The organism is Tsukamurella sp. DT100 (genome assembly GCF_049844855.1).
In the GTDB taxonomy this organism is placed as follows: Bacteria; Actinomycetota; Actinomycetes; order Mycobacteriales; family Mycobacteriaceae; genus Tsukamurella.
Map to the genome: position 1 here is coordinate 613,727 of NZ_JBNCLV010000002.1, position 21,768 is coordinate 635,494.

The 21,768-nt window shown below is 67.8% G+C and carries 31 protein-coding genes and 1 other RNA gene; 13 read left to right on the forward strand and 19 right to left on the reverse strand.

Annotated elements, in window-relative coordinates:
* Positions 1–5: 5 nt before the first annotated feature.
* Entirely contained in the window at positions 6–335 is a 330-nt protein-coding gene (locus ACLQ3K_RS06615) for a hypothetical protein (RefSeq protein ID WP_425997972.1), read from the reverse strand.
* Here ACLQ3K_RS06615 and mihF point away from each other — a divergent pair.
* A complete protein-coding gene (mihF, locus tag ACLQ3K_RS06620; RefSeq protein ID WP_425997974.1) occupies positions 334–645 on the forward strand; it encodes an integration host factor, actinobacterial type in 312 nt (103 codons plus the stop codon). The genes ACLQ3K_RS06615 and mihF overlap by 2 nt on opposite strands.
* A gap of 70 nt (positions 646–715) precedes the next feature.
* Here the strand turns inward: mihF and ACLQ3K_RS06625 are convergent, their stop codons facing one another.
* Both ACLQ3K_RS06625 and ACLQ3K_RS06630 read right to left on the reverse strand, forming a co-directional pair.
* On the reverse strand, positions 716–883 hold the full coding sequence (locus tag ACLQ3K_RS06625) for a hypothetical protein (RefSeq protein ID WP_425997976.1): 168 nt from the start codon (positions 881–883) through the stop codon (positions 716–718).
* Positions 884–1,037: 154 nt separating this feature from the next.
* Positions 1,038–1,991 carry an MspA family porin gene (locus ACLQ3K_RS06630; RefSeq protein ID WP_425997978.1) on the reverse strand — a complete coding sequence of 318 codons (954 nt, stop codon included), beginning with the start codon at positions 1,989–1,991 and terminating at the stop codon, positions 1,038–1,040.
* A gap of 468 nt (positions 1,992–2,459) precedes the next feature.
* Between ACLQ3K_RS06630 and ACLQ3K_RS06635 the strand changes: the two genes are divergently transcribed.
* From ACLQ3K_RS06635 to ACLQ3K_RS06655, 5 genes are all read left to right on the forward strand, one after another.
* Entirely contained in the window at positions 2,460–2,726 is a 267-nt protein-coding gene (locus ACLQ3K_RS06635) for a hypothetical protein (protein ID WP_425997980.1), read from the forward strand.
* Positions 2,726–3,439, forward strand: coding sequence for a hypothetical protein (locus ACLQ3K_RS06640; RefSeq protein WP_425997982.1), 714 nt, complete (start codon positions 2,726–2,728; stop codon positions 3,437–3,439). Before ACLQ3K_RS06635 ends, ACLQ3K_RS06640 begins: the two co-directional genes overlap by 1 nt.
* Positions 3,430–3,675 carry a hypothetical protein gene (locus ACLQ3K_RS06645; RefSeq protein ID WP_425997984.1) on the forward strand — a complete coding sequence of 82 codons (246 nt, stop codon included), beginning with the start codon at positions 3,430–3,432 and terminating at the stop codon, positions 3,673–3,675. The genes ACLQ3K_RS06640 and ACLQ3K_RS06645 overlap by 10 nt, the downstream gene beginning before the upstream one ends.
* A gap of 307 nt (positions 3,676–3,982) precedes the next feature.
* Positions 3,983–6,655, forward strand: a complete 2,673-nt coding sequence (locus tag ACLQ3K_RS06650) for a hypothetical protein (RefSeq protein WP_425997986.1) — start codon at positions 3,983–3,985, stop codon at positions 6,653–6,655.
* 6 nt (positions 6,656–6,661) lie between these two features.
* Complete coding sequence (locus ACLQ3K_RS06655) at positions 6,662–7,315, forward strand: hypothetical protein (RefSeq protein WP_425997988.1); 654 nt, start codon at positions 6,662–6,664, stop codon at positions 7,313–7,315.
* An 82-nt stretch (positions 7,316–7,397) separates the two neighbouring features.
* Here ACLQ3K_RS06655 and ACLQ3K_RS06660 read toward each other — a convergent pair whose 3' ends face one another.
* Positions 7,398–7,601, reverse strand: a complete 204-nt coding sequence (locus tag ACLQ3K_RS06660; RefSeq protein WP_425997990.1) for a helix-turn-helix domain-containing protein — start codon at positions 7,599–7,601, stop codon at positions 7,398–7,400.
* Between the two features lie 261 nt (positions 7,602–7,862).
* On the reverse strand, positions 7,863–8,435 hold the full coding sequence (locus ACLQ3K_RS06665) for a recombinase family protein (protein WP_425997992.1): 573 nt from the start codon (positions 8,433–8,435) through the stop codon (positions 7,863–7,865).
* A gap of 317 nt (positions 8,436–8,752) precedes the next feature.
* Here ACLQ3K_RS06665 and ACLQ3K_RS06670 point away from each other — a divergent pair, with 317 nt between their 5' ends.
* The 3 genes from ACLQ3K_RS06670 (at position 8,753) to ACLQ3K_RS06680 (ending at position 9,632) form a co-directional block, all read left to right on the forward strand.
* Entirely contained in the window at positions 8,753–8,989 is a 237-nt protein-coding gene (locus tag ACLQ3K_RS06670; RefSeq protein WP_425998148.1) for a transposase family protein, read from the forward strand.
* A gap of 162 nt (positions 8,990–9,151) precedes the next feature.
* Positions 9,152–9,454 carry a VOC family protein gene (locus ACLQ3K_RS06675; protein WP_425997994.1) on the forward strand — a complete coding sequence of 101 codons (303 nt, stop codon included), beginning with the start codon at positions 9,152–9,154 and terminating at the stop codon, positions 9,452–9,454.
* Between the two features lie 28 nt (positions 9,455–9,482).
* Positions 9,483–9,632: a hypothetical protein gene (locus ACLQ3K_RS06680; RefSeq protein ID WP_425997996.1), complete on the forward strand. Its 150-nt coding sequence runs from the start codon at positions 9,483–9,485 to the stop codon at positions 9,630–9,632.
* A gap of 42 nt (positions 9,633–9,674) precedes the next feature.
* Here ACLQ3K_RS06680 and ACLQ3K_RS06685 read toward each other — a convergent pair whose 3' ends face one another.
* From ACLQ3K_RS06685 to ACLQ3K_RS06710, 6 genes are all read right to left on the reverse strand, one after another.
* Positions 9,675–10,058 carry a hypothetical protein gene (locus ACLQ3K_RS06685; protein ID WP_425997998.1) on the reverse strand — a complete coding sequence of 128 codons (384 nt, stop codon included), beginning with the start codon at positions 10,056–10,058 and terminating at the stop codon, positions 9,675–9,677.
* A 103-nt stretch (positions 10,059–10,161) separates the two neighbouring features.
* Positions 10,162–10,317: a hypothetical protein gene (locus tag ACLQ3K_RS06690; protein ID WP_425998000.1), complete on the reverse strand. Its 156-nt coding sequence runs from the start codon at positions 10,315–10,317 to the stop codon at positions 10,162–10,164.
* Positions 10,314–10,529, reverse strand: a complete 216-nt coding sequence (locus ACLQ3K_RS06695) for a helix-turn-helix domain-containing protein (RefSeq protein ID WP_425998002.1) — start codon at positions 10,527–10,529, stop codon at positions 10,314–10,316. The genes ACLQ3K_RS06690 and ACLQ3K_RS06695 overlap by 4 nt, the downstream gene beginning before the upstream one ends.
* Entirely contained in the window at positions 10,526–10,789 is a 264-nt protein-coding gene (locus ACLQ3K_RS06700; RefSeq protein WP_425998004.1) for a glutaredoxin family protein, read from the reverse strand. The genes ACLQ3K_RS06695 and ACLQ3K_RS06700 overlap by 4 nt, the downstream gene beginning before the upstream one ends.
* A 27-nt stretch (positions 10,790–10,816) precedes the next feature.
* A complete protein-coding gene (locus tag ACLQ3K_RS06705) occupies positions 10,817–11,212 on the reverse strand; it encodes a hypothetical protein (protein WP_425998006.1) in 396 nt (131 codons plus the stop codon).
* An 88-nt stretch (positions 11,213–11,300) separates the two neighbouring features.
* Positions 11,301–11,624 carry a hypothetical protein gene (locus ACLQ3K_RS06710; protein WP_425998008.1) on the reverse strand — a complete coding sequence of 108 codons (324 nt, stop codon included), beginning with the start codon at positions 11,622–11,624 and terminating at the stop codon, positions 11,301–11,303.
* Between the two features lie 116 nt (positions 11,625–11,740).
* Between ACLQ3K_RS06710 and ACLQ3K_RS06715 the strand changes: the two genes are divergently transcribed.
* Positions 11,741–12,580, forward strand: a complete 840-nt coding sequence (locus tag ACLQ3K_RS06715) for a tyrosine-type recombinase/integrase (protein ID WP_425998010.1) — start codon at positions 11,741–11,743, stop codon at positions 12,578–12,580.
* 55 nt (positions 12,581–12,635) lie between these two features.
* Here the strand turns inward: ACLQ3K_RS06715 and ssrA are convergent.
* The 7 genes from ssrA to prfB form a co-directional block, all read right to left on the reverse strand.
* Positions 12,636–13,006, reverse strand: a transfer-messenger RNA (tmRNA) gene (ssrA, locus tag ACLQ3K_RS06720).
* Positions 13,007–13,322: 316 nt separating this feature from the next.
* The gene (gene smpB / locus ACLQ3K_RS06725) at positions 13,323–13,802 is read right to left on the reverse strand and encodes an SsrA-binding protein SmpB (protein WP_224648840.1); all 480 of its coding nucleotides are present in this window, start codon (positions 13,800–13,802) and stop codon (positions 13,323–13,325) included.
* A gap of 97 nt (positions 13,803–13,899) precedes the next feature.
* Positions 13,900–14,805, reverse strand: a complete 906-nt coding sequence (gene ftsX / locus ACLQ3K_RS06730) for a permease-like cell division protein FtsX (protein ID WP_224648842.1) — start codon at positions 14,803–14,805, stop codon at positions 13,900–13,902.
* Positions 14,806–14,856: 51 nt separating this feature from the next.
* A complete protein-coding gene (gene ftsE, locus ACLQ3K_RS06735) occupies positions 14,857–15,546 on the reverse strand; it encodes a cell division ATP-binding protein FtsE (protein WP_068521966.1) in 690 nt (229 codons plus the stop codon).
* Between the two features lie 27 nt (positions 15,547–15,573).
* A complete protein-coding gene (locus ACLQ3K_RS06740) occupies positions 15,574–16,170 on the reverse strand; it encodes a hypothetical protein (protein WP_425998013.1) in 597 nt (198 codons plus the stop codon).
* The gene (locus ACLQ3K_RS06745; protein WP_425998015.1) at positions 16,167–17,078 is read right to left on the reverse strand and encodes a mechanosensitive ion channel family protein; all 912 of its coding nucleotides are present in this window, start codon (positions 17,076–17,078) and stop codon (positions 16,167–16,169) included. The genes ACLQ3K_RS06740 and ACLQ3K_RS06745 overlap by 4 nt, the downstream gene beginning before the upstream one ends.
* Positions 17,068–18,183: a peptide chain release factor 2 gene (gene prfB, locus ACLQ3K_RS06750; RefSeq protein ID WP_425998017.1), complete on the reverse strand. Its 1,116-nt coding sequence runs from the start codon at positions 18,181–18,183 to the stop codon at positions 17,068–17,070. Before prfB ends, ACLQ3K_RS06745 begins: the two co-directional genes overlap by 11 nt.
* Before the next feature lie 61 nt (positions 18,184–18,244).
* Here prfB and ACLQ3K_RS06755 point away from each other — a divergent pair, with 61 nt between their 5' ends.
* Complete coding sequence (locus ACLQ3K_RS06755) at positions 18,245–19,015, forward strand: sulfite exporter TauE/SafE family protein (protein ID WP_224648850.1); 771 nt, start codon at positions 18,245–18,247, stop codon at positions 19,013–19,015.
* A gap of 9 nt (positions 19,016–19,024) precedes the next feature.
* On the opposite strand, the gene ACLQ3K_RS06760 is transcribed toward ACLQ3K_RS06755, so the two are convergent.
* Positions 19,025–19,387, reverse strand: a complete 363-nt coding sequence (locus ACLQ3K_RS06760; protein ID WP_224648852.1) for a hypothetical protein — start codon at positions 19,385–19,387, stop codon at positions 19,025–19,027.
* A 62-nt stretch (positions 19,388–19,449) separates the two neighbouring features.
* Between ACLQ3K_RS06760 and hisN the strand changes: the two genes are divergently transcribed.
* Together hisN and ACLQ3K_RS06770 are read left to right on the forward strand one after the other, a co-directional pair.
* A complete protein-coding gene (gene hisN, locus ACLQ3K_RS06765) occupies positions 19,450–20,250 on the forward strand; it encodes a histidinol-phosphatase (RefSeq protein ID WP_425998020.1) in 801 nt (266 codons plus the stop codon).
* Between the two features lie 133 nt (positions 20,251–20,383).
* The gene (locus ACLQ3K_RS06770; protein WP_425998022.1) at positions 20,384–21,760 is read left to right on the forward strand and encodes an acyl-CoA dehydrogenase family protein; all 1,377 of its coding nucleotides are present in this window, start codon (positions 20,384–20,386) and stop codon (positions 21,758–21,760) included.
* Positions 21,761–21,768 lie beyond the last annotated feature (8 nt).

A 21,768-nucleotide genomic window follows, 5' to 3' on the forward strand; every position in this document is an offset into this window, starting at 1 on the left:
ACGGCTCACCCCGGAGGGTGCAGCGGATCTTCCAGTACCGTCGCTGGGGTGTCGTACCGCAAGATCGCATCCACCGTCCGTGTCGGCGACCGTGTCTGGCGTGATGGCAGGTACTGGCTCGTCGAGCAGAGCGCCGCGAGCGAGGTGCCGGGTGGCGGTTCCAACTCCGCGACAAACAGGACCAACGAACCGTGTGGATCTACCGCCGGGACTTCGACGTCGCCGTCGCCGGCCACGGCGACGACAACGACGACACCACCACCTAGCGCCAACCTGTCGGACTCCTTCGCTAACGTCAATTCAGACAGTCCAGCAACTAGGAGGAGCTCCCCCATGGCACTCCCCACCCTCACCCCCGAGCAGCGCGCCGACGCACTCGCCAAGGCCGCCGCCGTTCGTAACGCCCGAGCCGCCATCAAGAACCAGCTCAAGACCGGGGCGACCACCCTCTCCGCGGTCCTCGGCCGTGCGGATGAGCCGGCAGTCGGAAAGACGAAGGTCTCCGCGCTGCTGCAGGCCCTGCCGAAGGTGGGCAAGGTCAAGGCCGGCGAGATCATGACTGAGCTGGAGATCGCGGAGAACCGCCGCGTCGCCGGCCTCGGCGAGCGTCAGCGCGCAGCGCTGGTCGAGAGGTTCGCCGCCTGACCGAGTCCACACCGAAGCCCGTCACCGTGGTGGTGGCGGGCTTCGCTGAATCCGGTGCGGGGATGATGCGCTATTCGGGTAGCCCCTCTGTCTCACGGCGGATCGCTTCGGCCTCCTCGTCCGCCGAGATCACGCCGCCGTTGCGGAGCACTCGCCAATAGTCGCGGCGGCGGGCGAATTCGTGCTCAACCCAATTGGGTAGGCGCTGCCCGCCTTCGATCGGCTCGTCGTCGGTCACTAGCTGAGATTAGCTGCGCGGCATGGTGAGCGAGGCGTTATCCAGATTGGCAGAACCAGCCGAGGGCAGGTGGCCGACGCGCTGCGGACACGGACGAGAGGCCCGTCACCAACAACGTGGTGACGGGCCTCCGAGTCGCGAGCTCAGCGGGTGCCTAGCGGTTCTGCTCGGGACGGGTCAGGAAGATGGGCTTGCCGAAGGTGGTGAGTGTGTCGTCGGTGGCGTCGGTGCTGATGGCGACGGTGGCGTAGGTGCGGACCTGGACGCCGCCGATGCAGTTGTCGACGGCGATGCGGATGTCGCGGGACATGACCTGGGCGTTGGGGCCGACGACGGCCTTCTTGGCGTAGGGGATGTCTTTGGTGGTGCCGGGCTTGAGAACTCCGGAGATGCTTCCGGTCTCGGTGACGGTGTCCGACAGGGTGCCCGACAATGAGCCGGTTCCGGTGCCGGAGACGCTGCCGCCGCCGGAGCCGCCGTTGGAGCCGCCCTGTCCTTGTCCGGTGACGGTGCCGGACGCGGTGACGGTCGGGGTGATCGAGGCGGTGGTCGCGTTCGACAGCGACCCACCGACGGTGAGGCTGTCGGCGGTGACGGCGCAGCCGATTTGTGTACCGGTGGTCAGCGTTGCGGACTTGATCTTGCTGCTGGGCTTGCGCTTCGGGTCGTTCGGGTAGGCGGCTTCGATCTTCGCCTCACCGCCGACGGAGCTGAAGCCTTCGAAGCTCTGGGGCGATCTGTTCAGCGGCGGGACGGAATCGAGCTTCTCCCCGAACTTGCTCACGGTGACCTTCCAGCCGTCGCGGGTGATCAGTTCGCGGCTGGTGTCGGCGAACTCGCCGTCGCGGATCTGCCCGGGCACCGGGACCCGCATCCGCGGCGCCGGCGGCGGGGTCACCGCCGCCGGGGCGGTGGCGGGCTTCGCGGTCGCCGCCGCGGGGGCCGGCTTGGGCGCCGGTGCCGGTGCCGCACCGGCCGGTGCTGCCGTGATGGCGATGGTCGCGGCGGCGCACAGACCGATCAGCGTCCGCGGAAGCCGGGACGAGTGAGCGTGATCTGCAGGGTGCATGGTCAGGTTCCCCCAGGTGAAGTCAATCAGCAATGTCACATCTGTAACAACAGTCCCAATAGCACCACAATGGACACACGATCTGCAATCCGGGTCGATAACAGATCGATCACAGTTGTTCGAACTCCGAGCGCGTACATCTCGGCGCTGGCCGTCGTAGGGCTCCTGCGAGAGCGGTGCGGTATGGCCGCCGTATCGATAGCCACGACAGGCGAAGCGTTCCCCGCCAGATCTTTTAGGTCGCGACCATTAGGGCGCTATGGAGACGAACGAGCTTCTCTGTAGGCACACAGCGAGGTGGGTGATATCGAATCCCTGGTACGCCTGGGCGATGAGTATCCGCTACGGTCAGGTTCGGGCGGATGGCGACAATCCACCTGGATGTGCCGTGATGTCGTAAGCGTACCGAAAGGTTGGCCCATGTCCGCGGACGAGACCCGACATCTCCCTGTGCAGCAACGAGCGGCTGCACCTGAAGCCGCTGCGCCGACTTCCTCGCCGGCACCGGTGGCTACTGGGAGTAGCGCGGAGTCGGAAGGCAAGGCGGCCGACGAGGAGCTGCGTGCCCTCGCGCGGAAGGCTGCTGGGCTGGTGGTCGGGTTGGTGATGTTGATCGGCTGCGGGTTCGCCGTCTCCCACCTGAACGCCTGGGGTGAGCGGTTCACGATGCCGCTGGTGTTCGTGGTCTTCGTGCTCGTGATGATGCTCGCCAGCAACCTCGTCGTCGGCGGCGCGAGCGCGGTGTGGAACGCCGCCCGCACCGGCGCCCGATAATGACCTCCCCCGCGCACCCCGAACAGGCCGGCGACGACGCCGCGGTCTTCGCCTCGGCGTTGCGCCGGTTGTTCACGCTCGCCGGCTCCCCGACGGTGCGGGCCGTTGCGGAGGCCGTCGGGGTCAGCGCTGCGACGGTGTCGAACTGGCGCACTGGACGACACCTGCCGGCTGAGTTCGAGACCATCGAACCGATGCTGGTGTGGCTGACCGCCCGCGCCACCACCGAGAGTGCGGCCGGGGACGACGTGGTGACGGTGCGGCAATGGCAGCACCTGTTCACCACGGCCACCGGCCGCGACCCCGCACTGCCCGTGCTCACCCAGATCGCGACCGCCGCCGAGCATTGGGCGACCGACGCAGACACCACAGAGCCCGCCCGCATGGAAGACGTGCGGCTTCTGCTGCTGAGTTGTGTCGCGGTCTCGTCGACAGGGGACCTCGCACCACGCGTTGTGAACGTTGCGGACGGCGCGCAACACCTCGCAGCGGAGCTCGTCGACCTCGGCGTTCTGAGCCCCGGGCGCGACGACGAGGACGGTGGCCAGCTGCGACTGACCGACCTACGCCTCGTCGACGCTTGGCCGCGCCTGTCGAGTTGGGTGCAGCAGGCCCGCCCCGTGCTGATCGCGCGCAGCGCGCTCGAGCAGGACGCCCACCGCTGGGCCACCGCGAGCAGGCCCCGCCATGGCTCTACGACTACGTGCGGCTGACCCTGACCGGCGAGGCCCTTATCGCCCTCGCACCCGCGACCGACGATCCCGCAGCGGGAGAGGCGTTCCGGTTCGGAGCGGCGACCACCGTACACATCCCACCCGGCACCGCCACCGAGTTCTGGACTGCGTCCCAAGCCGCATCCCTGCACACCCTGCGCGTGCACCAGATGATCGCCGCCGTCTTCATCACGCTCATCGTCATGATCCTCGGCCTCGGCGCCGTCACCGCATGAGGCCAGCAATGCACATCCGCCCAACAGCCCGCATCCGGTTCGCATCCGAGGTCGCCTCAGCGACCACCTCGCCCCGCGATTATGGGCGATTTGCGTTGTTCAGTGGGGCACTAAACAAGCCCCAAACCGGGGTGCCGTGTTTAGTCACCCCACTAAACACCACTAAACACACCCTCCCTGGCCAGCGGAAACGCGTGTTTAGTCAGATTCGGCGGTTGACAAGCCCGGATCGTGTGGAAGCTTGGCATCCATCAACCGGCACTTCGCCGAATCTCCGATCCGATTCCCTGCACTTTGGAGTGTTCTGATGCCCACACCCACCCCGCGGCAACCGCAGCCCGCGCCGCTGCCGCCCGGTAGCCCGCGCCATGCCCGAGCCGCGAGCGAGCCGACCGCAAGCGCGCCCGACAGTTCGTCGCCTACGGTGCTGCAGCAGCGTCTGCAGGGCGCATTCCTGACGATCATCGGCCTCGCCGGCCTGATCGGCGGTGTCCTGTTCTCCATCGAAGCCCCGCGGTTCACGCCGGTGCCGGTGGTGTTCCTGACCTTCTGGCTCGTCATGGTCATCGTCGGCAAGATCCTCTTCGCCGGCCTGAGCAAGCTTCGCGAGGCCGGTGTCGGCGCACCCGCACCCGCGCAGGTGCGCGCCGCCGCCGCCGTTGCCGGGATCGTGGTCGCGGTCGGGATGATGGGCTTCGCCGCCACCACCGCAGGCAGTGGTGTCGCCTCCGCGGCGCCGTGCCCCGGCGGAGGGCCCGCGACTTGTGGGCCCACTGGACCGGACCTGACGTTCGCGCCGCCGACAGGGCAGGCCACCGCTCCCGGACAGCAGCCGGGTCAGCAGGGCGGTCAGGACCAGCAGGGCATCGCGACCTCCCCTGCGCGGGGCGGTGACAACGGCCCCGGAATCCAGGCCCAAACCCCGGAGTTCGGCACCTCCGGGCAGCAGGCCCCGAACATCCCCGGCAACGAACAACCCGGCCAAGGCGGCGGCCAGCAGGGGCAGCAGCCGCAGGGCAACGGGCAAGGACAGCAGAATCAAAGTCCTGTCCAGACGACCGCACCCGGGCGACCCGACCAGACCGGTCAGCAGCAGCCCGGGCAGACCCAGTCCGGGCAGCCCAGCAGCCCCACCGTCACGGTCACCAAGACCGAATCGCAGTGCGCGGTCCCCGGAGCCGGCAACGGCGCGGGCGCACCCGGCGGCCCCGGCAACGGCGACTCAAGCAACAACAGCGGCACCGGCCCCGACAATGGTGACGGCGAGAACAAGGACGGCGCCCCGTCGTGGGCGTACCTCGTCGCTGAAGCGACAGGCATCATGGCAGGCGGCAGAACCCGACGACGCCCCACACCCGGCGCAGTCGCCTCACAGCTATCCTCCGAAACCCTCACCGACACCACCACCGACACCACCACCGCCACCAAAGCCAGCAGCGAGTACTACAGCTCCGCGCAAATCAACCCGAGCCCATCCGGCGACATGGAACCGGCCGCGCCGAATACCGCTGACGCCCCACCTTCGCATCAGCCGATGCAGCCTCCATCGACTGGATCCGGAAACAGCGGAAGCGGCCCAAGCTCGTCCGCGAGCCCGAGCCCGAGCACATCAGGCGGGCAGGGCGGGTCGGTTGGCACCTCGCCAGGACAGGGGGCGGGCACCGGCAGTGGTAGCGGTTCCACACCGACTCCGATGCCCGGCAGTGCAGGCAACAACATCACCCCCGTCAACTTCGGCGGTCCCGACGGTGAGGGATACCCGCAGCCGGGCGGAGTCCCCGGGATCTTCTCGTTCCTATGGCCACTCGCGAACGCCCTCGCGAAGCTCTTTCAAGACATCTTCAACCGCCTGATCAAACCGTTTCTCGACTGGATCGCGGAAATCATTCGAAACATTGAACAATTCCTCATCGGCCTTCCCGGGCTGATCGCGATCCTTCCGGATATCCTCCGGAAGTATCTCGAAGGGATCGTCGGCCTCACCCGAGGACCCGAACGGGGAATGGCTCCACCCACGACCGGAAACCCCGGCACCACCGCGCCCACCAGCCCCGGCGACGAGGAAGGTGGAGGAAACGGAGATGGGAACAAACCACCCAAGCCCACACCCCCGATCGTTCTACCTCCAGGACAGAACCCCGGAACTGATCTCCCCACGCCTGCAGACCCCGGCACACCCCTGCCCGGACAACCCCGACCACCCATTACACCCAAACCCACCACGCCACCCGACCCCGGCAAACTACCCACACCTGGCCGCATCGACCCCGAAACCGGCCTCCCCGTCATCCCACAACCACCACGCCCCAGCACCACACCACAACCCGGCACAGGCTCCGCACCCAGCGCCAGCAACGGCGGCACGAACCCCGCGCCGCCTAAACAAGGCGCCCCAAGCAAGCCAGGCGAGACGAAGAAACCTGGAGAATCAAGCGGGAAACGTGAGTACGATCCTAAGGACTTCACGCCGCCATTCCAGGCCAACCCGGGAGATGGCACTCTTGAGAAAATTGCGGAATGGATGAAACTTTTCAGAGAAGGCAAACTGAGCAATAGTCAGCTTGCTAATCTGCTGAGGCCATTCACTCCGCAAATCACGGCAGCCAACGATATTTCGTTACAAGGAATTAGGCGACCTAGCGTTGGGGATGATAATCCTGCGACACCGGAGCAGCCGATCACAGCACGGAGAAATGGGCTCCCTAATGTTTCGGCAGATCATATCATCCCGCTTATTCAGATGGTTGGCCTGCCTGGATTTAAGGATCTATCCGCGGCTCAAGTCTACGACCTGATAAACTGGATGAGAAATCTGCAGTGGATGGCGACCCCCGATAATCAAGGAAAGGGTGGAAACTCGGCGGTTGACGTGACTAGATGGGCGAACAACCCGGCGTTCGTCGCGGCTCAAACGAAACTGGAAAACTCTGCTCGACAGGCTCTGCTAGAAGCTATCTCACAGCTAGTGAAAGGTCAGTAGCGACGAATGACAACTGTAGATCGCCTCGCGCAATCGGGGATCAAGGCCAGGATTCTTACCGATAGGTCTGAAATTGCGACAGCGTTTCCGGCCTTGGCTGCGACGGCTCCAACGGAGTATGTACGTCTAATTTCGGAGATGTTTCCATCTTTTGCTGAAGAATTCGGCCGCCGAATCGTAAGCGTGGATCCTGTCGCGGTGGAGGTAGGTGACGAGAGTCTGTACTACCTCTGCTACCAAGAGGGTCGTTTCGACCAGATTTGGATGGGTGAATCGCCATACCGAGGTGCCACTCTAGCTGTTGAGAGCTTTCTTCCGGACAGTTACGTACATTTTGCACGCTCCGTTCACAATGGAATATACCTGTCGTCTGTCGAGAACGGTCCGATGGCACTTGAAGAAATGGTGCTACTGTCGAATGAAGTTACCGAAGAGGATGTGGCAGGCAATTGGCCGGAGGCTGCGATAGATCCCCAAAATCTCTACAAAGTAGCTACTCTACACATGGCGGAAATATGTGTCTCGCCAAACCTTCGGCGTGGAGAGGCGGTCGCGATCAATTTCCAAGACGCGACCGTAACGCAGCATACTGTCGGATTCGCCGAAGCTCTTGACGACCTGATGCGCACTACTTTAGATAGTTACGTGGGCTACCGCTGACCGGCGCAGTACCTCGACCGGCGATTAGAACCTCGACTCCCAGTGCGCTCACGGCGGAGTGATCCGGCTACCGAACCACCCATCACTGAGCTCGCGCCGACGTCACGAGCACGGCGTCCCTCACGATCCGGTAGGCAGAGGCGCGGCTGATCCCGAACGCCTCCGCCGCCATCGCCACCGGCTCGCCGGCCCAAACTAGTCGCACCAGCTGCGCGGCCTTCGCTTCGGTCAGGGCCTTGGGGCGGCCGATGCTCTGGCCGCGGGCCTTGCGGGCGGCGCGGCCCACGGCGCGGCGTTCCTTGCCGAAGGCGAGCTCGATCCCCGCCGACGGCGATGAGCAGGTTCAGCATCGCTTCGCCGACAGATGTGGATGAGTTGAGGCCTTCGCGGAGTGCGCGAACGGTGATGCCTTTCCCCCCGGAGCTCGCGGACCGTGTTTGCTCATTTCAGGACGTCGCGGTCGAGCCGGTCCGCAGCGGCGACAACGATGACGTCGCCGGGGCGTGCACGTTCGAGGAGTGTCGCGAGTTCCGGGCGAGGGGAGCCGTCACGCGGAGGTCGCCGCGACCTCGTCGGCACGGTAGTTGTAGACCGACTGCCGCGAGATCCCGTACTCCCCAGCCAGCTTCGTCGCGGACTCCCCGCCGGCGAGCCGTTCCCGCAGAGCCTCGGCCTGCTCCGTGGTGAGCTTCGCCTTCCGCCCCTTGTAGACGCCGCGCGCCTTCGCCAGGGCGATGCCCTCGCGCTGCCGCTCAAGGATCAGTGACCGCTCGAACTCAGCGACCGCGCCGAGCAGGCTCAGCAGCAGGTTCGACATGGGCGACTCCTCGCCGGTGAACGTGAGGGACTCCTTGAGGAACTCCACGCGCACGCCGCGGCCGGTGAGCTCGCGGACGATACGGCGGAGATCGTCGACGTTGCGGGCCAGACGGTCCATGCTGTGCACGATGAGGGTGTCACCGTCGCGTAGGAACCGCAGCGCCTCAGCGAGCGCCGGCCGGTCGGTCGACCTCCCGGAGGCCTTGTCCTCGAAGACGCGGTCGACCGCCACTCCGTCGAGCTGCCGCTCGGTGTTCTGGTCAGCGGTGCTGACCCGTCGATACCCCACCCGCTCACCCATCTGATGTCCTCCTCGGCTTGATGTGTCGCGTTGGGCCCTAGACCCCGCTTGACACCCTGTCTATTAACTCGGTTCGGACCCTAGATGTACGCACTGACAGAAAACGTGCCGCAGTCGTGTTGAGGTATGCCCCAGATGTACACCTGGACTTGAGGTTCGAGTCGCGCGGACCATCTCACCGAGACCAGTAGCAAGGCCAGTAAGAAGGTGGCGTCGCGCCCCGCACACCATGTCGGCGCCGGCGCCAACATGGTGACCTCACGACCGAGCGCGCCCCGTTCCAGCATGCCGCCCCCAACCCGAGCGTCCGCCGCGACATCGCCCTCGCGGTCCGCGACGGCATCTCACCCGAGCAGTTGGCCGCGGAGTTCGGCATCAGCGTGGCGACGGTGCACCGGTACGTGAACGAGTGGGAAGGCGCGCAGAGGAGAATCCGGAGCCTCGATCCGTGGGAGCGAGAGATCATCATCCACGCCTGCCGTCGCGGTGGCCGCCGGCGATGGGAACGGGAGCTGGGCGTCGACGTGGTCCGGGAGCTGCTGGGTGAACGCTGAGCAGCGTGTACATTGTGCACATTGCTCGCGTTGTCGCAGGTCAACCAGACTACCGGCGGCGGTCACCTGATCCCGTCAGCCCCGCGCGGGGCAGGATCCGATCGGAGCAGTGTTGATAACATCAACACTGCTCCGTCAGCCCCGAGGGGCATGCTTCACGTCATGAACCTGAGCTACCTCGTCATCTACTGCTCCGACCCCGACGCCAGCCGCGACTGGTACGAGTCCGCGCTCGGCCTGTGGTTCCAGCGTGAGCAGCACGGCGTCAACCGGCCGGTGCACTACTCCACGACGCTGGACGGCGGCACCGTGCTCGAGCTCTATCCCGCCGGCGACAGGCCCGTCACCCGCACCCGCATCGGAATCACCGTTCCCGATCCCTACGGCGTCACCCCGGCCCCGACCGTCATCACCGACCCTGACGGGAACACGATCGCGATCGAGGCCCGCGCCGCATCAGCCTGATCCGGCGCCGCGCTGCTACACCGGCGCAATGGAGAAGCAGCAGCTCAGCGGGGATGCGCGGCGATTGATCGCGTACCGCATCGAGAACGGCGGGACCGCAGCCCGGGTGGCGTACGACTTCGGGATCACGGAGGAGGAGGCGCAACGGGTCGCCCTCAGCTACTACCCCCGCACATAAGAACAGCCCCGGCCGTGTGGCCGGGGCTGTTGCATATCGGGGTCAAGCGGCCCGCACCTGCGCCGTAGCGAGCAGGTTGCGGAGCTCGGCGGCGGTCTCGCGCGGCGAAGAGGTGACCTCGCCGACGACGCCGACCACCCGGAGGCCGTGGTCGAGGGCGTGGAATGCCGCGCTGACCTCCTGCGGGTCGCGCCGGCCGATCCTCAGGTGCGCGTCCGTCATCGCATCCTCGAACGGGCTGGGCCGCACCCAGACCACCATGAACTGCTCGGGGAGCTGGGCCACGGTGCCGAGGCAGACCGCGGCGGCGATGCCGGTCACCTCGTCGGGCGGCGTGACGGCCACCCCGCCGTCGCGGAGGATCGTGGTCCACGGCTCTGCGCGGAACTTCGAGCCGATCAGGGTGACGGGGATGGGCTGGGACATGAGGGTCTCCTTCTTTATTGGGCCTAGCGACGGCCGCGCCAGGCTAGGAACAGGCGCCGCCACCACGGCAGATGCGGATGCTGTGCGGGGCCGGCGTACTCGCTCACGGTGCCTCCGTCCGAATGCGGAAGAACGCCGCGTCGAGGGCGGCCTCGGCGGTGGCCCGCGACCGCTGCACGGCGGCCTGGTCGACCGGCGTCGCGGCGTGCAGGGCCTCGGCGAGCTGCTCGGCGGTGAACTCGGGGATCGTCGTGGTCACTGGTCCTCCTTCGGGTCGAGAGGCTTCGGCGTCGTCTGCTCGGCGGCGAAGGCCTCGACGTCGGTGCGCTTTAGCAGGATCCTGTTGCCGACGCGGTACGCCGGCAGATCACGTCGATGGACGGCCGCCGTCACCCGCTGCGGGTACCAGCCGATCAGTCGGGCGGCCTCGGTGCGGGTCACGAACTCCGGCGGAGGCGGGGCGGCGCTCACGCGGCCTCCTCCCGTCGCAGTTCCCGGAGCCGGTCGCGGATCACGGGGCCGATCACCACGTCGCCCGGACCGAGGATTGTGACGGGCGTGCTGGGGTGCTGACCCGGGCGGAGGCGCTCGTAGATGCCTCGGAGCAGATCCTCCGCAGCGGGGTCTTGGCGGACGTCGCGAACCGTGTACGGCAGGCCCTCCGCGTCGAGGGTCTTCTCGACGAACCGGCAGGCGGCACATCCGGGCTGGCTAAGCACGGTGATGGTCATGGTCCTGATTCCTGTCGTCGATGCCGGTCAGGCGGCGAAGCCGTCGTAGTTCTCGCCGAAGGCTTCGAGGTACGGGTCGTTCTCACCGCGGGCGATCTGCCCCGCGCGCAGCAGGATCACGGGCCAGAGGCGACGCACGAACTCCTGAACCAGCGCGCCGGCGTCCCCGAGCTCGGCGTGCGCCAGGGAGACGTGCGGATCCCAGACCTCACGCGCCGCGGCGACTCCGGTCAATCCCAGCGCGTCCTCGACGTACCGAAACCGTGCATACCAGGAGGCTGCGACGGCCTCGGCCGGGGTGATCCGACGGCGGAACGGGCTCAGAGAGCTGCTGTCGAGGATCTGCACGGCGGCGGTGCCGACTCGCACGGCGTGGACGCCGTGCTGGCGGACGAACTTCTTGTCGGCGCTGTTCTTGGTCATGGTGTTCTCCTTGTTCTGGGGTCGCCTGTGCTCCGGCCGACGCGGCGGGGCACCTCGCGAAGGAGATGCGCCACCGTCTCGGCTGGCGTCAGAGCTGAGCGTCGCGAAGGTGGTCGATCACCGCTGCCCGCATGTCGGATTCGTTGCCCACTCCCTCTTCGATCACCTTCCACCGACCACGTGCAGGCAGGCTCAGGAGCTCCCACTCCAGCGCGTCGCCGGCTTCGGTCGGCCACACAGCAGCGCGGCGCTCGCCCCGGCTGATGGTGTAGGCGTCGGCGGGGTGCAGTTCGAGCGCCGTCGCCTCGATGTCGTGGGCGGCGATCTCCAGCAGCAGGTGGTAGACGGCGCGGTCGTTGTAGGAGCAGCTCGTCGGCGGTGTGATGTGCATGGTGGTGGTTGCGTTCTCCATGATGTAGTTCCTTTGCTAGAAGGTGTTTCCGATGACATCGATGATGCCGTTGTCGAGACGTCGTTCGCAAGGAGTCATAGCCTCTGACCTGCGATAATTCTCTGAAACAGAGCGACGTGAGGGACTGGATCGCACGCCTCGACCGCGCGGCGTCAACGGTTCAGGACATCCACGGTGTCCTCCTCGCGATCCTCGAGGAGGCCTGCGACGAGCGGCGCATCTCGGCGAACCCCGCCCGTGGGATCCCTCTCCCCCGCCGGACCGGCAGTGACCACGTGTACCTCACGCACGGCCAGGTGCGCACGCTGGCCAGCGAGGTCTCACGTCACTCGGAGATCATCATGCTGCTCGCGTACTCCGGTATCCGTTGGGGCGAGCTGGCAGCACTGCGCCCCCGAGATGTAGACACCGACCGAAACCGAATCCGCATCGCCCGCAGCGCCTCGAAAGTGAACGCACGCAGCATCATCGTCGAGCCCAAGACGTGGGAGCGGCGCACGGTCGCGGTTCCCTCGGAGGTGATGGGTTTGCTGGTCCCCGTCATCGGTAAGCAGAGAGATCCGTCAGGGCTGATATGGGCTCGGCCAGACGGCGAACCGATGCGGCCTCCCACCACAACGCACTGGTTCACCAAGGCCGTGGCGCGGTGCGTCGAGGCCTCCGTTCCTCGCAGCGATGACGGCGAGCCAGTCGGGCTGGCTACCTTCCCGCGCATAACCGCGCACGAGCTGCGACACACCGCCGCCTCGCTGATGATCGCGTCGGGCGCACACGTGAAGACCGTGCAGCGTCAGCTCGGGCACAAGAGCGCGACGATGACCCTCGACACGTACGGGCACCTGTTCGACGATGACCTGGGGGAGGTCGCGGACCGGATGGGAGAAGGACTGAGGGCCGCCGCGGCGGAGCTCGCGAAGGAGAATGTGCAACTTTCGTGCAACTCTCGACCGATGTAGACGCCGACCGCAAAGATAAATCGGCTCCCACCTGGCATTTCAGGTGGGAGCCGATTCGTGGAGCCGCCGGGAATTGAACCCGGGTCCTCCGTCATTTCTACGGGGCTTCTCCGTGCGCAGTCCGCTCTGTCTCTACTCGGATCTCCCGGTCTCACGGACGAGCCGGGATGACGATCCCAGTCGCTGTTTGATGTCCCCCGCGATACCGCGACCGCACCGCGGGGTGAATCCCTCTAGCTGATGCCAGTACCCGGGCCGAGGGCGAACCCGGACTGACAGACTCGCCTGGCTGCTTAGGCAGCGAGAGCGAAGTCGCGCTGATTGGAATCGGCGCTTATAGGGTTGCTGCGACGCTTACGGTGGTCTCCAGCCTGCACCGGCACGCTTCCCCCGCGTCAACAAACGAAGTCGAAACCGATCGGCCCCTCATCGTCCGCTCTGCGGAAGCCCATCCCTTGCGGAGTGGAAGTTCCATACTACCGCACCGGCATCGGCGACTGTCCAGCGATTATCAGACGGTGCGCAGCCGCACGCCGGCGGCGGAGGCGTTCATGTTCATCAGCACGGTGAGCAGCACCGCTCCGACGCGATGCGCCAGCGAAACGACCTTGGCCTTGTTCTCGACACTCATGGATCCGCTCCTCACTTGAGTCCCACGAGTCACATCAGTAACTCGTATCTCAAGTGAACGCCCGCCAAGACCGGAACTCAACGCGCCACGCCGGGCACCGTCGGAAAGAAATCAGCCGCGCATGCCCTTGACGCGCCGGCCCAGCTCCTTGACGAGCTCGCGCTCGGCGGTGCGGCGGGCGATGTCCTGGCGCTTGTCGTAGTCCTGCTTGCCCTTGGCGAGCGCCAGCTCGACCTTGACCCGGCCCTCGTTGAAGTACATCGACAGCGGCACCAGGGTCTGGTTGCCCTCGCGGATCTTGCCGGTCAGCGAGTCGATCTCACGGCGGTGCATGAGCAGCTTCCGCGTGCGGCGCGGCGTGTGGTTGGTCCACGAGCCGTTGCCGTACTCGGGGATGTGCAGCCCGCGCAACCAGACCTCGCCGTCGTCGATCGTGGCGTAGGCGTCCACCAGAGACGCCTTGCCCTCGCGGAGCGCCTTCACCTCGGTGCCCACCAGCACCACGCCGGCCTCGAAGGTGTCGAGGATGGCGTAGTTGTGGCGCGCCTTGCGGTTGCTCGCGATCACCGAGCGCCCCTTCTCCTTCGCCATCGTCTCTTCCCTTCCGTTTCGGCCGCTGCGAGCGGCTGGACAACCACTCCATCGTACGGGGATGCGACGGTGCGCGGAAAGCGACTTATCGGCGGGGCTACTCCCGCACGTAGAAGCGCAGCGTGACGTACGCCGTGATGGCGGCGAAGCCGGCGCCCACGAGGAGCAGCCACGGGGAGACCAGCAGCACGTCGGTGTTCGTGATCCGCGCCAGGATGTTCACGCCGTACATCTCGCGCAGGGCCCGGTCGAAGAACAGGGCCTTGCCCGCGAACAGGCCGGCGATCGCGAGCACCGCCCCGATGACGGCGCCGATCACCGCCTCCAGCAGGAAGGGCAGCTGGGTGTACCAGCGGGAGGCGCCCACCAGGCGCATAATCGAGACCTCGGTGCGCCGCGTGTACGCGGCCACCTGCACCATGTTCGCGATCAGCAGCACCGCAGCGACGGCCTGGATCAGGGCGACGAAGAAGGCGGCGTTCCGCGCGCCGTTGAGCACGGAGAAGACGCGCTCCACCAGCTCGCGCTGGTCCTGCACCCCGGCCACGCCGGGCTGCCCCTTCACCGCGTCGATCACCGCGGAGAACTTCGTCTCATCGCCCACGCGCACCTTGAAGGACGCGGGCAGCACCCCGGGCCGCACCAGCTCGGCGAGCTCGGGCTGGTCGGCGAAGGTCTTGGTCTTCGCGGTCTCGAGCGCCTTGTCCTGCGAGATGTAGTCGATCGAGTCGACGCCCGGCTGCGCCTTGATCTTCGACTCGATCGCCTGGCACACGGCCTTCTGGCAGTCGGGGTCGTCGGCGGCGACCTTGTCGTCGACGAACACCTGGATCTCGACGCGCTGCAGGAAGATGTCCTGGCTCTTGTCCGCCATCCGCACCACGAGCAGGCCGCCGCCGAACAGGCCGAGCGAGATCGCGGTGGTGAGGATCATGGCGATCGTCATGCTCACGTTCCGGCGGAGGCCCGTGAAGACCTCGCTGGTGATGAAACTGGCTCGCACTGGAAATTCAGTCCTTCGGTTCGTCGTCGTCGGCGGGAGCGGCGGGCGCCGTCAGCGGCCCAGCCCGTACACGCCGGTGGCGTCGTCGCGCACCATCTCGCCCATGCGGAACTCGATGACGCGGCGGCGCATCGAGTCCACGATGTGGCGGTCGTGCGTGGCCATGACCACGGTGGTCCCGGCCCGGTTGATCCGGTCGAGCACGTCCACGATCTCCGCGGAGGTGTCGGGGTCGAGGTTGCCGGTCGGCTCGTCGGCGAGCAGCAGCAGCGGCCGGTTGGCGATGGCGCGGGCGATGGCCACGCGCTGCTTCTCGCCGCCCGACAGCTCGCTGGGCATGCGGTTCGCCTTGCCGCCGAGGCCCACGTAGTCGAGCACCTGCGGGACCGTCCGGTCGATGACGTTGCGCGGCTTGCCGATGACCTCGAGGGCGAAGGCCACGTTCTCGGCCACCGTCTTCTGCTGGAGCAGGCGGAAGTCCTGGAAGACGCAGCCCAGCGACTGCCGCAGCTGCGGCACGCGGCGCCCGGAGAGCTTGTTCACGTGGTAATCGCCCACGTAGACGTCGCCGCTCGTCGGCTTGTCCTCCTTGAGCAGGAGCCGGAAGAACGTCGACTTCCCGGAACCCGAGGGCCCGATCAGGAAGGCGAACTCACCCTTGCCGATCTCGAGCGACAGGTCGTGGAGCGCCGGCCGGGCCGACGCCTTGTACATCATCGTGACGTTCTGGAGCGTGATCACGAGCGCCCAGTCTACTGACGCCGCGCACTAGCCCGGCGGAACCACCGTCGTCGGTGCGCCGCCGGTGGTGGGCGGCTCGGTCGTCGCGCCCGGAATCCCCGGCAGCGTGACCCCGCCCGGCAGCACGATCCCGCCCGGCGCGGAGGTGGTCGTCGCGCCTCCCGTGGTGGTGGCGGTCCCCGGCTCACCCGAGCGGCCCGGCACCGTCGACGACGGTGCGCCGGACTCCCCCGGCCCACCGCTCGACGGGACCGCGCTCGACGGTGCCCGCGGGGGCGTGGTCGTGACCGGCGCGTCGTACGTGGGCTCCTCCTGCGCGGGCGCCGTCGTGGTGGCGACCGGCGTCTGCCCGGTGCGGCGCTGCTCCTCGGGGACGAACTGCGCGTACAGGTCGAGGTACCACCACATCAGCCCCAGGAACAGCAGCCCCAGGACGACGGTGCTGGTGCGCGCGCGGGTGTGCGGGATCGTCTTCGGGATCCGCTCCCACGCGGCCGGGAGCGCCCGGGTGGGCTCGGACGGCGCGGGAGGCGGCTCGGGCGGCGCGGCCTGGGCGCGGATCTCCGTCGTGGCGTCGGCGTCGTTCTCGGGCTCGTCCTGCGGCCCCTTCGAGATGTCGCTCACTGCGGCGTCACCTCCTCCTCGTCCTCGACGGTGTCGGTGACGGGCGCGACGTCGATGCCGGCCGTCGCCAGGCTGCGGACGATGCGCTCGCGCAGGTTGCGACCCACCTCGAACTGCTTGCCGGGCAGTGTGCGGGCGACCATCCGCAGGTTCACCCGATCGAGGTCGATCGACTCGATGCCCATGAGGGTGGGCTCGTCGAGCAGCAGCGTCGACATCTTCGGGTCGTGATAGGCCCGCTCGCCGACGCGGTGCAGCAGCGTGTTGACCTTCCCCATGTCGACGGTCTTCGGCAACGGGATGTCGACCACGGCGCGCGCCCAGTCCTTCGACAGGTTGGTGGCCTTGACGATCTGCCCGTTCGGCACGGTGATGACCTCGCCGTCGGTGTTGCGGAGCTTGGTGACCCGCAGCGTGACGTCGGAGACGGTGCCCTCGGCCTCCGAGCCGCCGGTCAGCGAGAGGTTCACCACATCACCGAAGCCGTACTGCCGCTCGGTGATGAGGAAGAAGCCCGCGAGCAGGTCCTGCACCACCCGCTGGGCGCCGAAGCCGAGGGCGGCGCCGATGACGGTGGCGGGCGCGACGAGGGCGTTGATCGGCACGCCGAGCGCCTTGACGATCTGATAGGCGGCGAACAGGTAGATCGCGGCGATGGCGACCCAGCTGATCACCTGGATGAGCGCGTGCTGGTGCTTCGCGGACTCCGAGCGCACCAGCGAGTCGCTGTTCTTGAACTGGGCGTCGATCCGCATGGTGACGCGCGCCGAGAACCAGTTGACGAACCGGTTCGCCAGGACCGCGGCGAGTATCCACAGCATGATCGGCAGGACCCGCTCGAACATGAGGAGACGCCACCCCGTGACGTCGGGGAGGATCGAGTTCGCGAGCAGCGCGCTACTCGTCATCGCCGCGCATCCGCCAGCGGATACCGGCCTCGATGAAGCCGTCCAGGTCGCCGTCGAGCACGGCCGACGGGTTGTTCACCTCGTACTCGGTGCGCAGGTCCTTGACCATCTGGTACGGGTGCAGCACGTAGGAGCGCATCTGGTTGCCCCAGGAGGCGCCCTCGTTGGTCTTGAGCGCGTCCATCTGCGCGCGCTCCTCCTGCCGCTTGCGCTCGAGCAGCTTGGCCTGCAGGACCTTCATGGCCGAGACCTTGTTCTGCAGCTGGCTCTTCTCGTTCTGGCAGGTGACGACGATGCCGGTGGGGATGTGCGTGAGCCGCACCGCGGAGTCGGTGGTGTTGACCGACTGGCCGCCCGGGCCCGACGAGCGGTACACGTCGACGCGCACCTCGTTCTCGTCGACGTCGATGTGGTCGGTGGTCTCCACCACCGGCAGCACCTCGACCTCGGCGAAGGAAGTCTGGCGGCGGCCCTGGTTGTCGAAGGGGCTGATCCGCACGAGGCGGTGGGTGCCCATCTCGACCGAGAGGGTGCCGTAGGCGTAGTCCGTCTTGACCGCGAAGGTGGCGGACTTCAGGCCCGCCTCCTCGGCGTAGCTGGTGTCGTAGACCTCGACGCCGTAGCCGTGCTTCTCGGCCCAGCGGATGTACATGCGCATGAGCATCTCGGCCCAGTCCGCGGCGTCGACGCCGCCGGCGCCGGCGCGGATGTTGACCAGCGCGTCGCGGGCGTCGTACTCGCCCGAGAGCATGGTCTTGACCTCCATGGCCTCGATCTCGGTGCGCAGCTGCGCGCGGTCGCCGTCGGCGTCCTCGAGCGCCGCCGCCTTGTCGTCGCCCTCCTCCGCGTCGGCCAGCTCGTAGAGCACGGGCAGGTCGTCGAGCCGCTGCCGCAGGTCGGTGACGCGGCGCAGCTCCGCCTGGGCGTAGGACAGCTCGCTGGTGACCCGCTGGGCGTTGGCCTGGTCGTTCCACAGCTCGGGGTCGGACGCCTTGTGTTCCAGCTCGTCGACGCGCCGGCGCAGCTCGTCGAGGTCGATCACCTTCTCCACCGTCTGCAGGGTGGTGTCGAGGCTGTCGATGTCTGCGGCTACGTCAGGATGCACAGTCACCCAGGATACTGGGCCGCCGCGATGGCCGAGGCCGACGGCGCACTATGGTCGCGTCATGGACGGATGGGAGCTGCTGATCGTCCTCGCGGCCGGTGTCGGGGCCGGTTTCATCAACTCCCTCGTCGGCAGCGGCACCCTGATCACCTTCCCCACGCTCGTCGCCTTCGGCGTCCCGCCGGTCACCGCGACGATCAGCAACGCGATCGGCCTCGTCGCGGGCGGGATCTCCGGCACCTGGGGGTACCGCCGCGAGCTCTCCGGGCAGTTCGACCGGCTGCGCTGGCAGATGCCGGCGTCGGTGGCGGGGGCGGTGGTCGGCGCGTTCCTCCTGCTGCACCTGCCGGAGACGGTGTTCGAGACGATCGTCCCGATCCTCCTGGTCCTGGCGCTGGCGCTCGTGGTCCTGCAGCCCCGCATCCAGCGGTGGACCGCCCCGCACGACGATGCCGACACACCGCCCTCGACGGGCCGGCTCGCCGCGCTCGTCGCCGCCACGTTCGCGATCGGCATCTACGGCGGCTACTTCACCGCCGCGCAGGGCATCCTGCTGGTCGCCGCGATGGGCGTCCTGGTGCACGACGACCTGCAGCGAATCAACGCGGCGAAGAACCTGCTCTCCCTGCTGGTCAACGTGGTCGCGGCGGTGTTCTACCTGGTGTTCGCCTTCGACCGGATCGCCTGGCCTGTGGCCGGGGTCATCGCGGTGGGTTCCCTGATCGGCGGAGCGCTCGGCGCGCGCTTCGGCCGAGGCCTCTCCCCCACCGCGCTGCGCACGATCATCGTGGTGGTCGGCACCATCGGGCTGTGGCGGCTCCTCACCACCTAGGCCCTGCGATCAGATGGCGGGCGGCTGCAGCGAGCCGAGCTGCCAGGAGCTGTCGACCTTGCCCACCTTGTAGTAGACGGGCAGACGGTCCCCGACCTCCGGCCAGCGCTCCGTGAAGTCCACGATCAGCCGCCGGTAGACGTGCGTCGGCGGGGTGGTCGGGCCCTCGACGGTGCCGGACACGGTCACGAAGGCCTGCCCCTTCTGGTCGGGTTCGACGGGCCGCGGGCTCACGCCGCTGAGCGTGAGCATCCCGTCCTCCATGCCCGGGCCCGCCGGCGCGGTCCCGAGCGTGCCCCGCTTGGAGCGCTGCCACATGACGACGAGCGCGCCCAGCATCGCGGCGAGCATGAGCACCCAGATCCATTCCATATGTCCAGATTACCGACGGGGACCGCCCCGCGCCCGTGACCGGCCTCGGCTACCGTTCTCGCATGTCGAGCGCACCGTCGAACCCCGTGAACCCCGACCTCGCCCTGGCCCTCGCCCTCGCGGACGCGGCCGACGAGTTGACCATGGCGCGGTTCGGCGCGCTGGACCTGAAGGTCGACGCCAAGCCCGACCTCACGCCCGTCTCCGACGCCGACCTCGCCACCGAGACGCTCATCCGCGAGCGGCTCGCCGCGGAACGCCCCGGCGACGCGGTGCTCGGCGAGGAGTTCGGCGGCGAGGCCGTCTTCGAGGGCCGGCAGTGGGTGATCGATCCCATCGACGGCACCAAGAACTACGTCCGCGCGGTGCCGGTCTGGTGCACGCTGATCGCGCTCCTCGAGGACGGCGTGCCCGTGGTGGGCGTGGTCTCGGCCCCCGCGCTCAAGCGCCGCTGGTTCGCCGGCGCGGGCGCCGGCGCGTTCGTCTCCTTCGACGGTGCCGAGCCGCGCCGGATCGCGGTCTCGGGCGTGCAGGAGATCGCGGACTCGTCGATCTCCTTCTCCGACCTGTCGTACTTCCCCGACGCCGGATCGCGCGAGCGCTTCCTGGCGCTGGCCGCCGACGCGTGGCGCCTGCGCGGCTACGGCGACTTCTGGAGCTACTGCCTGGTCGCGGAGGGCGCGGTGGACATCGCGGTGGAACCCGAAGTGTCCCTGTGGGATCTGGCCGCCGTCGAGATCGTGGTGCGCGAGGCCGGGGGCGTGTTCACCGGCACCGACGGGACGCCGGGCCCGCACGCGGGCTCGGCCGTGGCCGCGAACCCGGCGCTGCACCCCCAGGTGCTGGCACGTCTCACTCCCTGACACGCCGACACCGTTTTCGTCCCATCTCTTGGCACTTAACTTACCGAGGAGTAAGGTCTCATCTGACTGATGAGTAAGTTGGCGGTCAGGGCGCCGGGATCACCCCCGCGACCAGCGCCGCCACGACGACGAGATGGTGGAGATGAGCACGTCAACCGATCCCCGGGACACCAGCGCCATCGGGAAGAACCCGATCCGGCGGAACCCCACGGGCCAGCTGATCCGCGCCCTGATGGCCGTGGTGCAGACGCCCTTCGTCCAGAACCGCGGCCTGCAGGACGTGGTGAACCGCGTCGCCTACGAGGGCACCAAGCACGGATTCAAGGCGCTCGGCGCCGCGAACCGGACCTTCAAGGTGGTCGCCGGCACCGGTAAGCCGAAGCGGCTGAGCTCGAGCACGAAGTCGAACTACGACCTCACCCCGGACGACGAGCAGCAAATGATCGTCGACACGGTGCGTGACTTCGCGGCCGAGATCGTCCGTCCGGCGGCCTTCGACGCCGACGCGGCGACCGCAGCCCCGGCGTCGCTGCTCGAGCGCGCGACCGAGCTCGGCATCACCATGATCAACGTGCCCGAGGAGCTCGACGGTGCCGGCAGCGACCGCGGCGCGGTGACCAACGCCCTCGTCGCCGCGGCCCTCGCCCACGGCGACATGGGCCTCGCACTGCCGATCCTCGCCCCCAGCGGCGTCGCGGTGACGCTGTCGCAGTTCGGCTCCGACGGCCAGCAGCAGACCTACCTCAAGGAGTACGCGGGCGAGTCCGTGCCGCAGTCCTCCGTGGTGATCGCCGAGCCCGGCGCGCTGTTCAACCCGTTCGCGCTGTCCACCAAGGCCACGCGCACCACGGGCGGCTACGTCCTGAGCGGCGTGAAGTCGATGGTGCCGCAGGCCGGTTCGGCCGAACTGTTCGTGGTCGGCGCCGAGCTGGACGGCAAGCCCGCCCTGTTCATCGTCGAGTCCGGCACCGACGGCGTGATCGTCGAGGGCGATCCCAGCATGGGCCTGCGCGCCGCCGCGCTCGGCCGCCTGAACCTCAACAACGTCAAGGTTCCCGCGACCGCGCTGCTGGGCGAGGTCGACCTCGACACCGCTACCCAGAACTACACCGACGTGGTGCGCCTGGCCCGCCTCGGCTGGTCGGCGCTCGCGCTCGGTACGTCGCGCGCCGTGCTCGACTACGTCACCCCGTACGTCAAGGAGCGCGAGGCCTTCGGCGAGCCGATCGCGCACCGGCAGGCGGTGGCCTTCGCCGTGGCCGACATGGCGACCGAGATCGAGGGCCTGGAGCTGCTCGTGTGGCGCGGCGCCGCGCGCGCCGACCAGGGCCTGTCCTTCGGCCGCGAGGCCGCGCTCGCGCGGAAGTTCGCCACCGACAAGGGCATGCGGATCGGCCTGGACGGCGTCCAGCTGCTCGGCGGGCACGGCTTCACCAAGGAGCACCCCGTGGAGCGCTGGTACCGCGACCTGCGCGCCGTCGGCATCGCCGAGGGCGTCGTCGTCCTCTAGGCCCCTTC

What these genes read in the sequence shown, in the direction of transcription:
- hisN (WP_425998020.1), top strand. Translation starts at nt 19,450, where the DNA reads ATGTCGAGCGCACCGTCGAACCCCGTGAACCCCGACCTCGCCCTGGCC.
- smpB (WP_224648840.1), bottom strand. Translation starts at nt 13,802, where the DNA reads ATGGCGAAGGAGAAGGGGCGCTCGGTGATCGCGAGCAACCGCAAGGCG.
- ACLQ3K_RS06760 (WP_224648852.1), bottom strand. Translation starts at nt 19,387, where the DNA reads ATGGAATGGATCTGGGTGCTCATGCTCGCCGCGATGCTGGGCGCGCTC.
- ACLQ3K_RS06685 (WP_425997998.1), bottom strand. Translation starts at nt 10,058, where the DNA reads ATGTCCCAGCCCATCCCCGTCACCCTGATCGGCTCGAAGTTCCGCGCA.
- ACLQ3K_RS06665 (WP_425997992.1), bottom strand. Translation starts at nt 8,435, where the DNA reads ATGGGTGAGCGGGTGGGGTATCGACGGGTCAGCACCGCTGACCAGAAC.
- ACLQ3K_RS06705 (WP_425998006.1), bottom strand. Translation starts at nt 11,212, where the DNA reads ATGACCAAGAACAGCGCCGACAAGAAGTTCGTCCGCCAGCACGGCGTC.
- ACLQ3K_RS06650 (WP_425997986.1), top strand. Translation starts at nt 3,983, where the DNA reads ATGCCCACACCCACCCCGCGGCAACCGCAGCCCGCGCCGCTGCCGCCC.
- ACLQ3K_RS06640 (WP_425997982.1), top strand. Translation starts at nt 2,726, where the DNA reads ATGACCTCCCCCGCGCACCCCGAACAGGCCGGCGACGACGCCGCGGTC.
- ACLQ3K_RS06710 (WP_425998008.1), bottom strand. Translation starts at nt 11,624, where the DNA reads ATGGAGAACGCAACCACCACCATGCACATCACACCGCCGACGAGCTGC.
- ACLQ3K_RS06755 (WP_224648850.1), top strand. Translation starts at nt 18,245, where the DNA reads ATGGACGGATGGGAGCTGCTGATCGTCCTCGCGGCCGGTGTCGGGGCC.
- ACLQ3K_RS06655 (WP_425997988.1), top strand. Translation starts at nt 6,662, where the DNA reads ATGACAACTGTAGATCGCCTCGCGCAATCGGGGATCAAGGCCAGGATT.
- ACLQ3K_RS06675 (WP_425997994.1), top strand. Translation starts at nt 9,152, where the DNA reads ATGAACCTGAGCTACCTCGTCATCTACTGCTCCGACCCCGACGCCAGC.
- ACLQ3K_RS06680 (WP_425997996.1), top strand. Translation starts at nt 9,483, where the DNA reads ATGGAGAAGCAGCAGCTCAGCGGGGATGCGCGGCGATTGATCGCGTAC.
- ACLQ3K_RS06615 (WP_425997972.1), bottom strand. Translation starts at nt 335, where the DNA reads ATGGGGGAGCTCCTCCTAGTTGCTGGACTGTCTGAATTGACGTTAGCG.
- mihF (WP_425997974.1), top strand. Translation starts at nt 334, where the DNA reads ATGGCACTCCCCACCCTCACCCCCGAGCAGCGCGCCGACGCACTCGCC.
- ACLQ3K_RS06770 (WP_425998022.1), top strand. Translation starts at nt 20,384, where the DNA reads ATGGTGGAGATGAGCACGTCAACCGATCCCCGGGACACCAGCGCCATC.
- ACLQ3K_RS06745 (WP_425998015.1), bottom strand. Translation starts at nt 17,078, where the DNA reads ATGACGAGTAGCGCGCTGCTCGCGAACTCGATCCTCCCCGACGTCACG.
- ACLQ3K_RS06700 (WP_425998004.1), bottom strand. Translation starts at nt 10,789, where the DNA reads ATGACCATCACCGTGCTTAGCCAGCCCGGATGTGCCGCCTGCCGGTTC.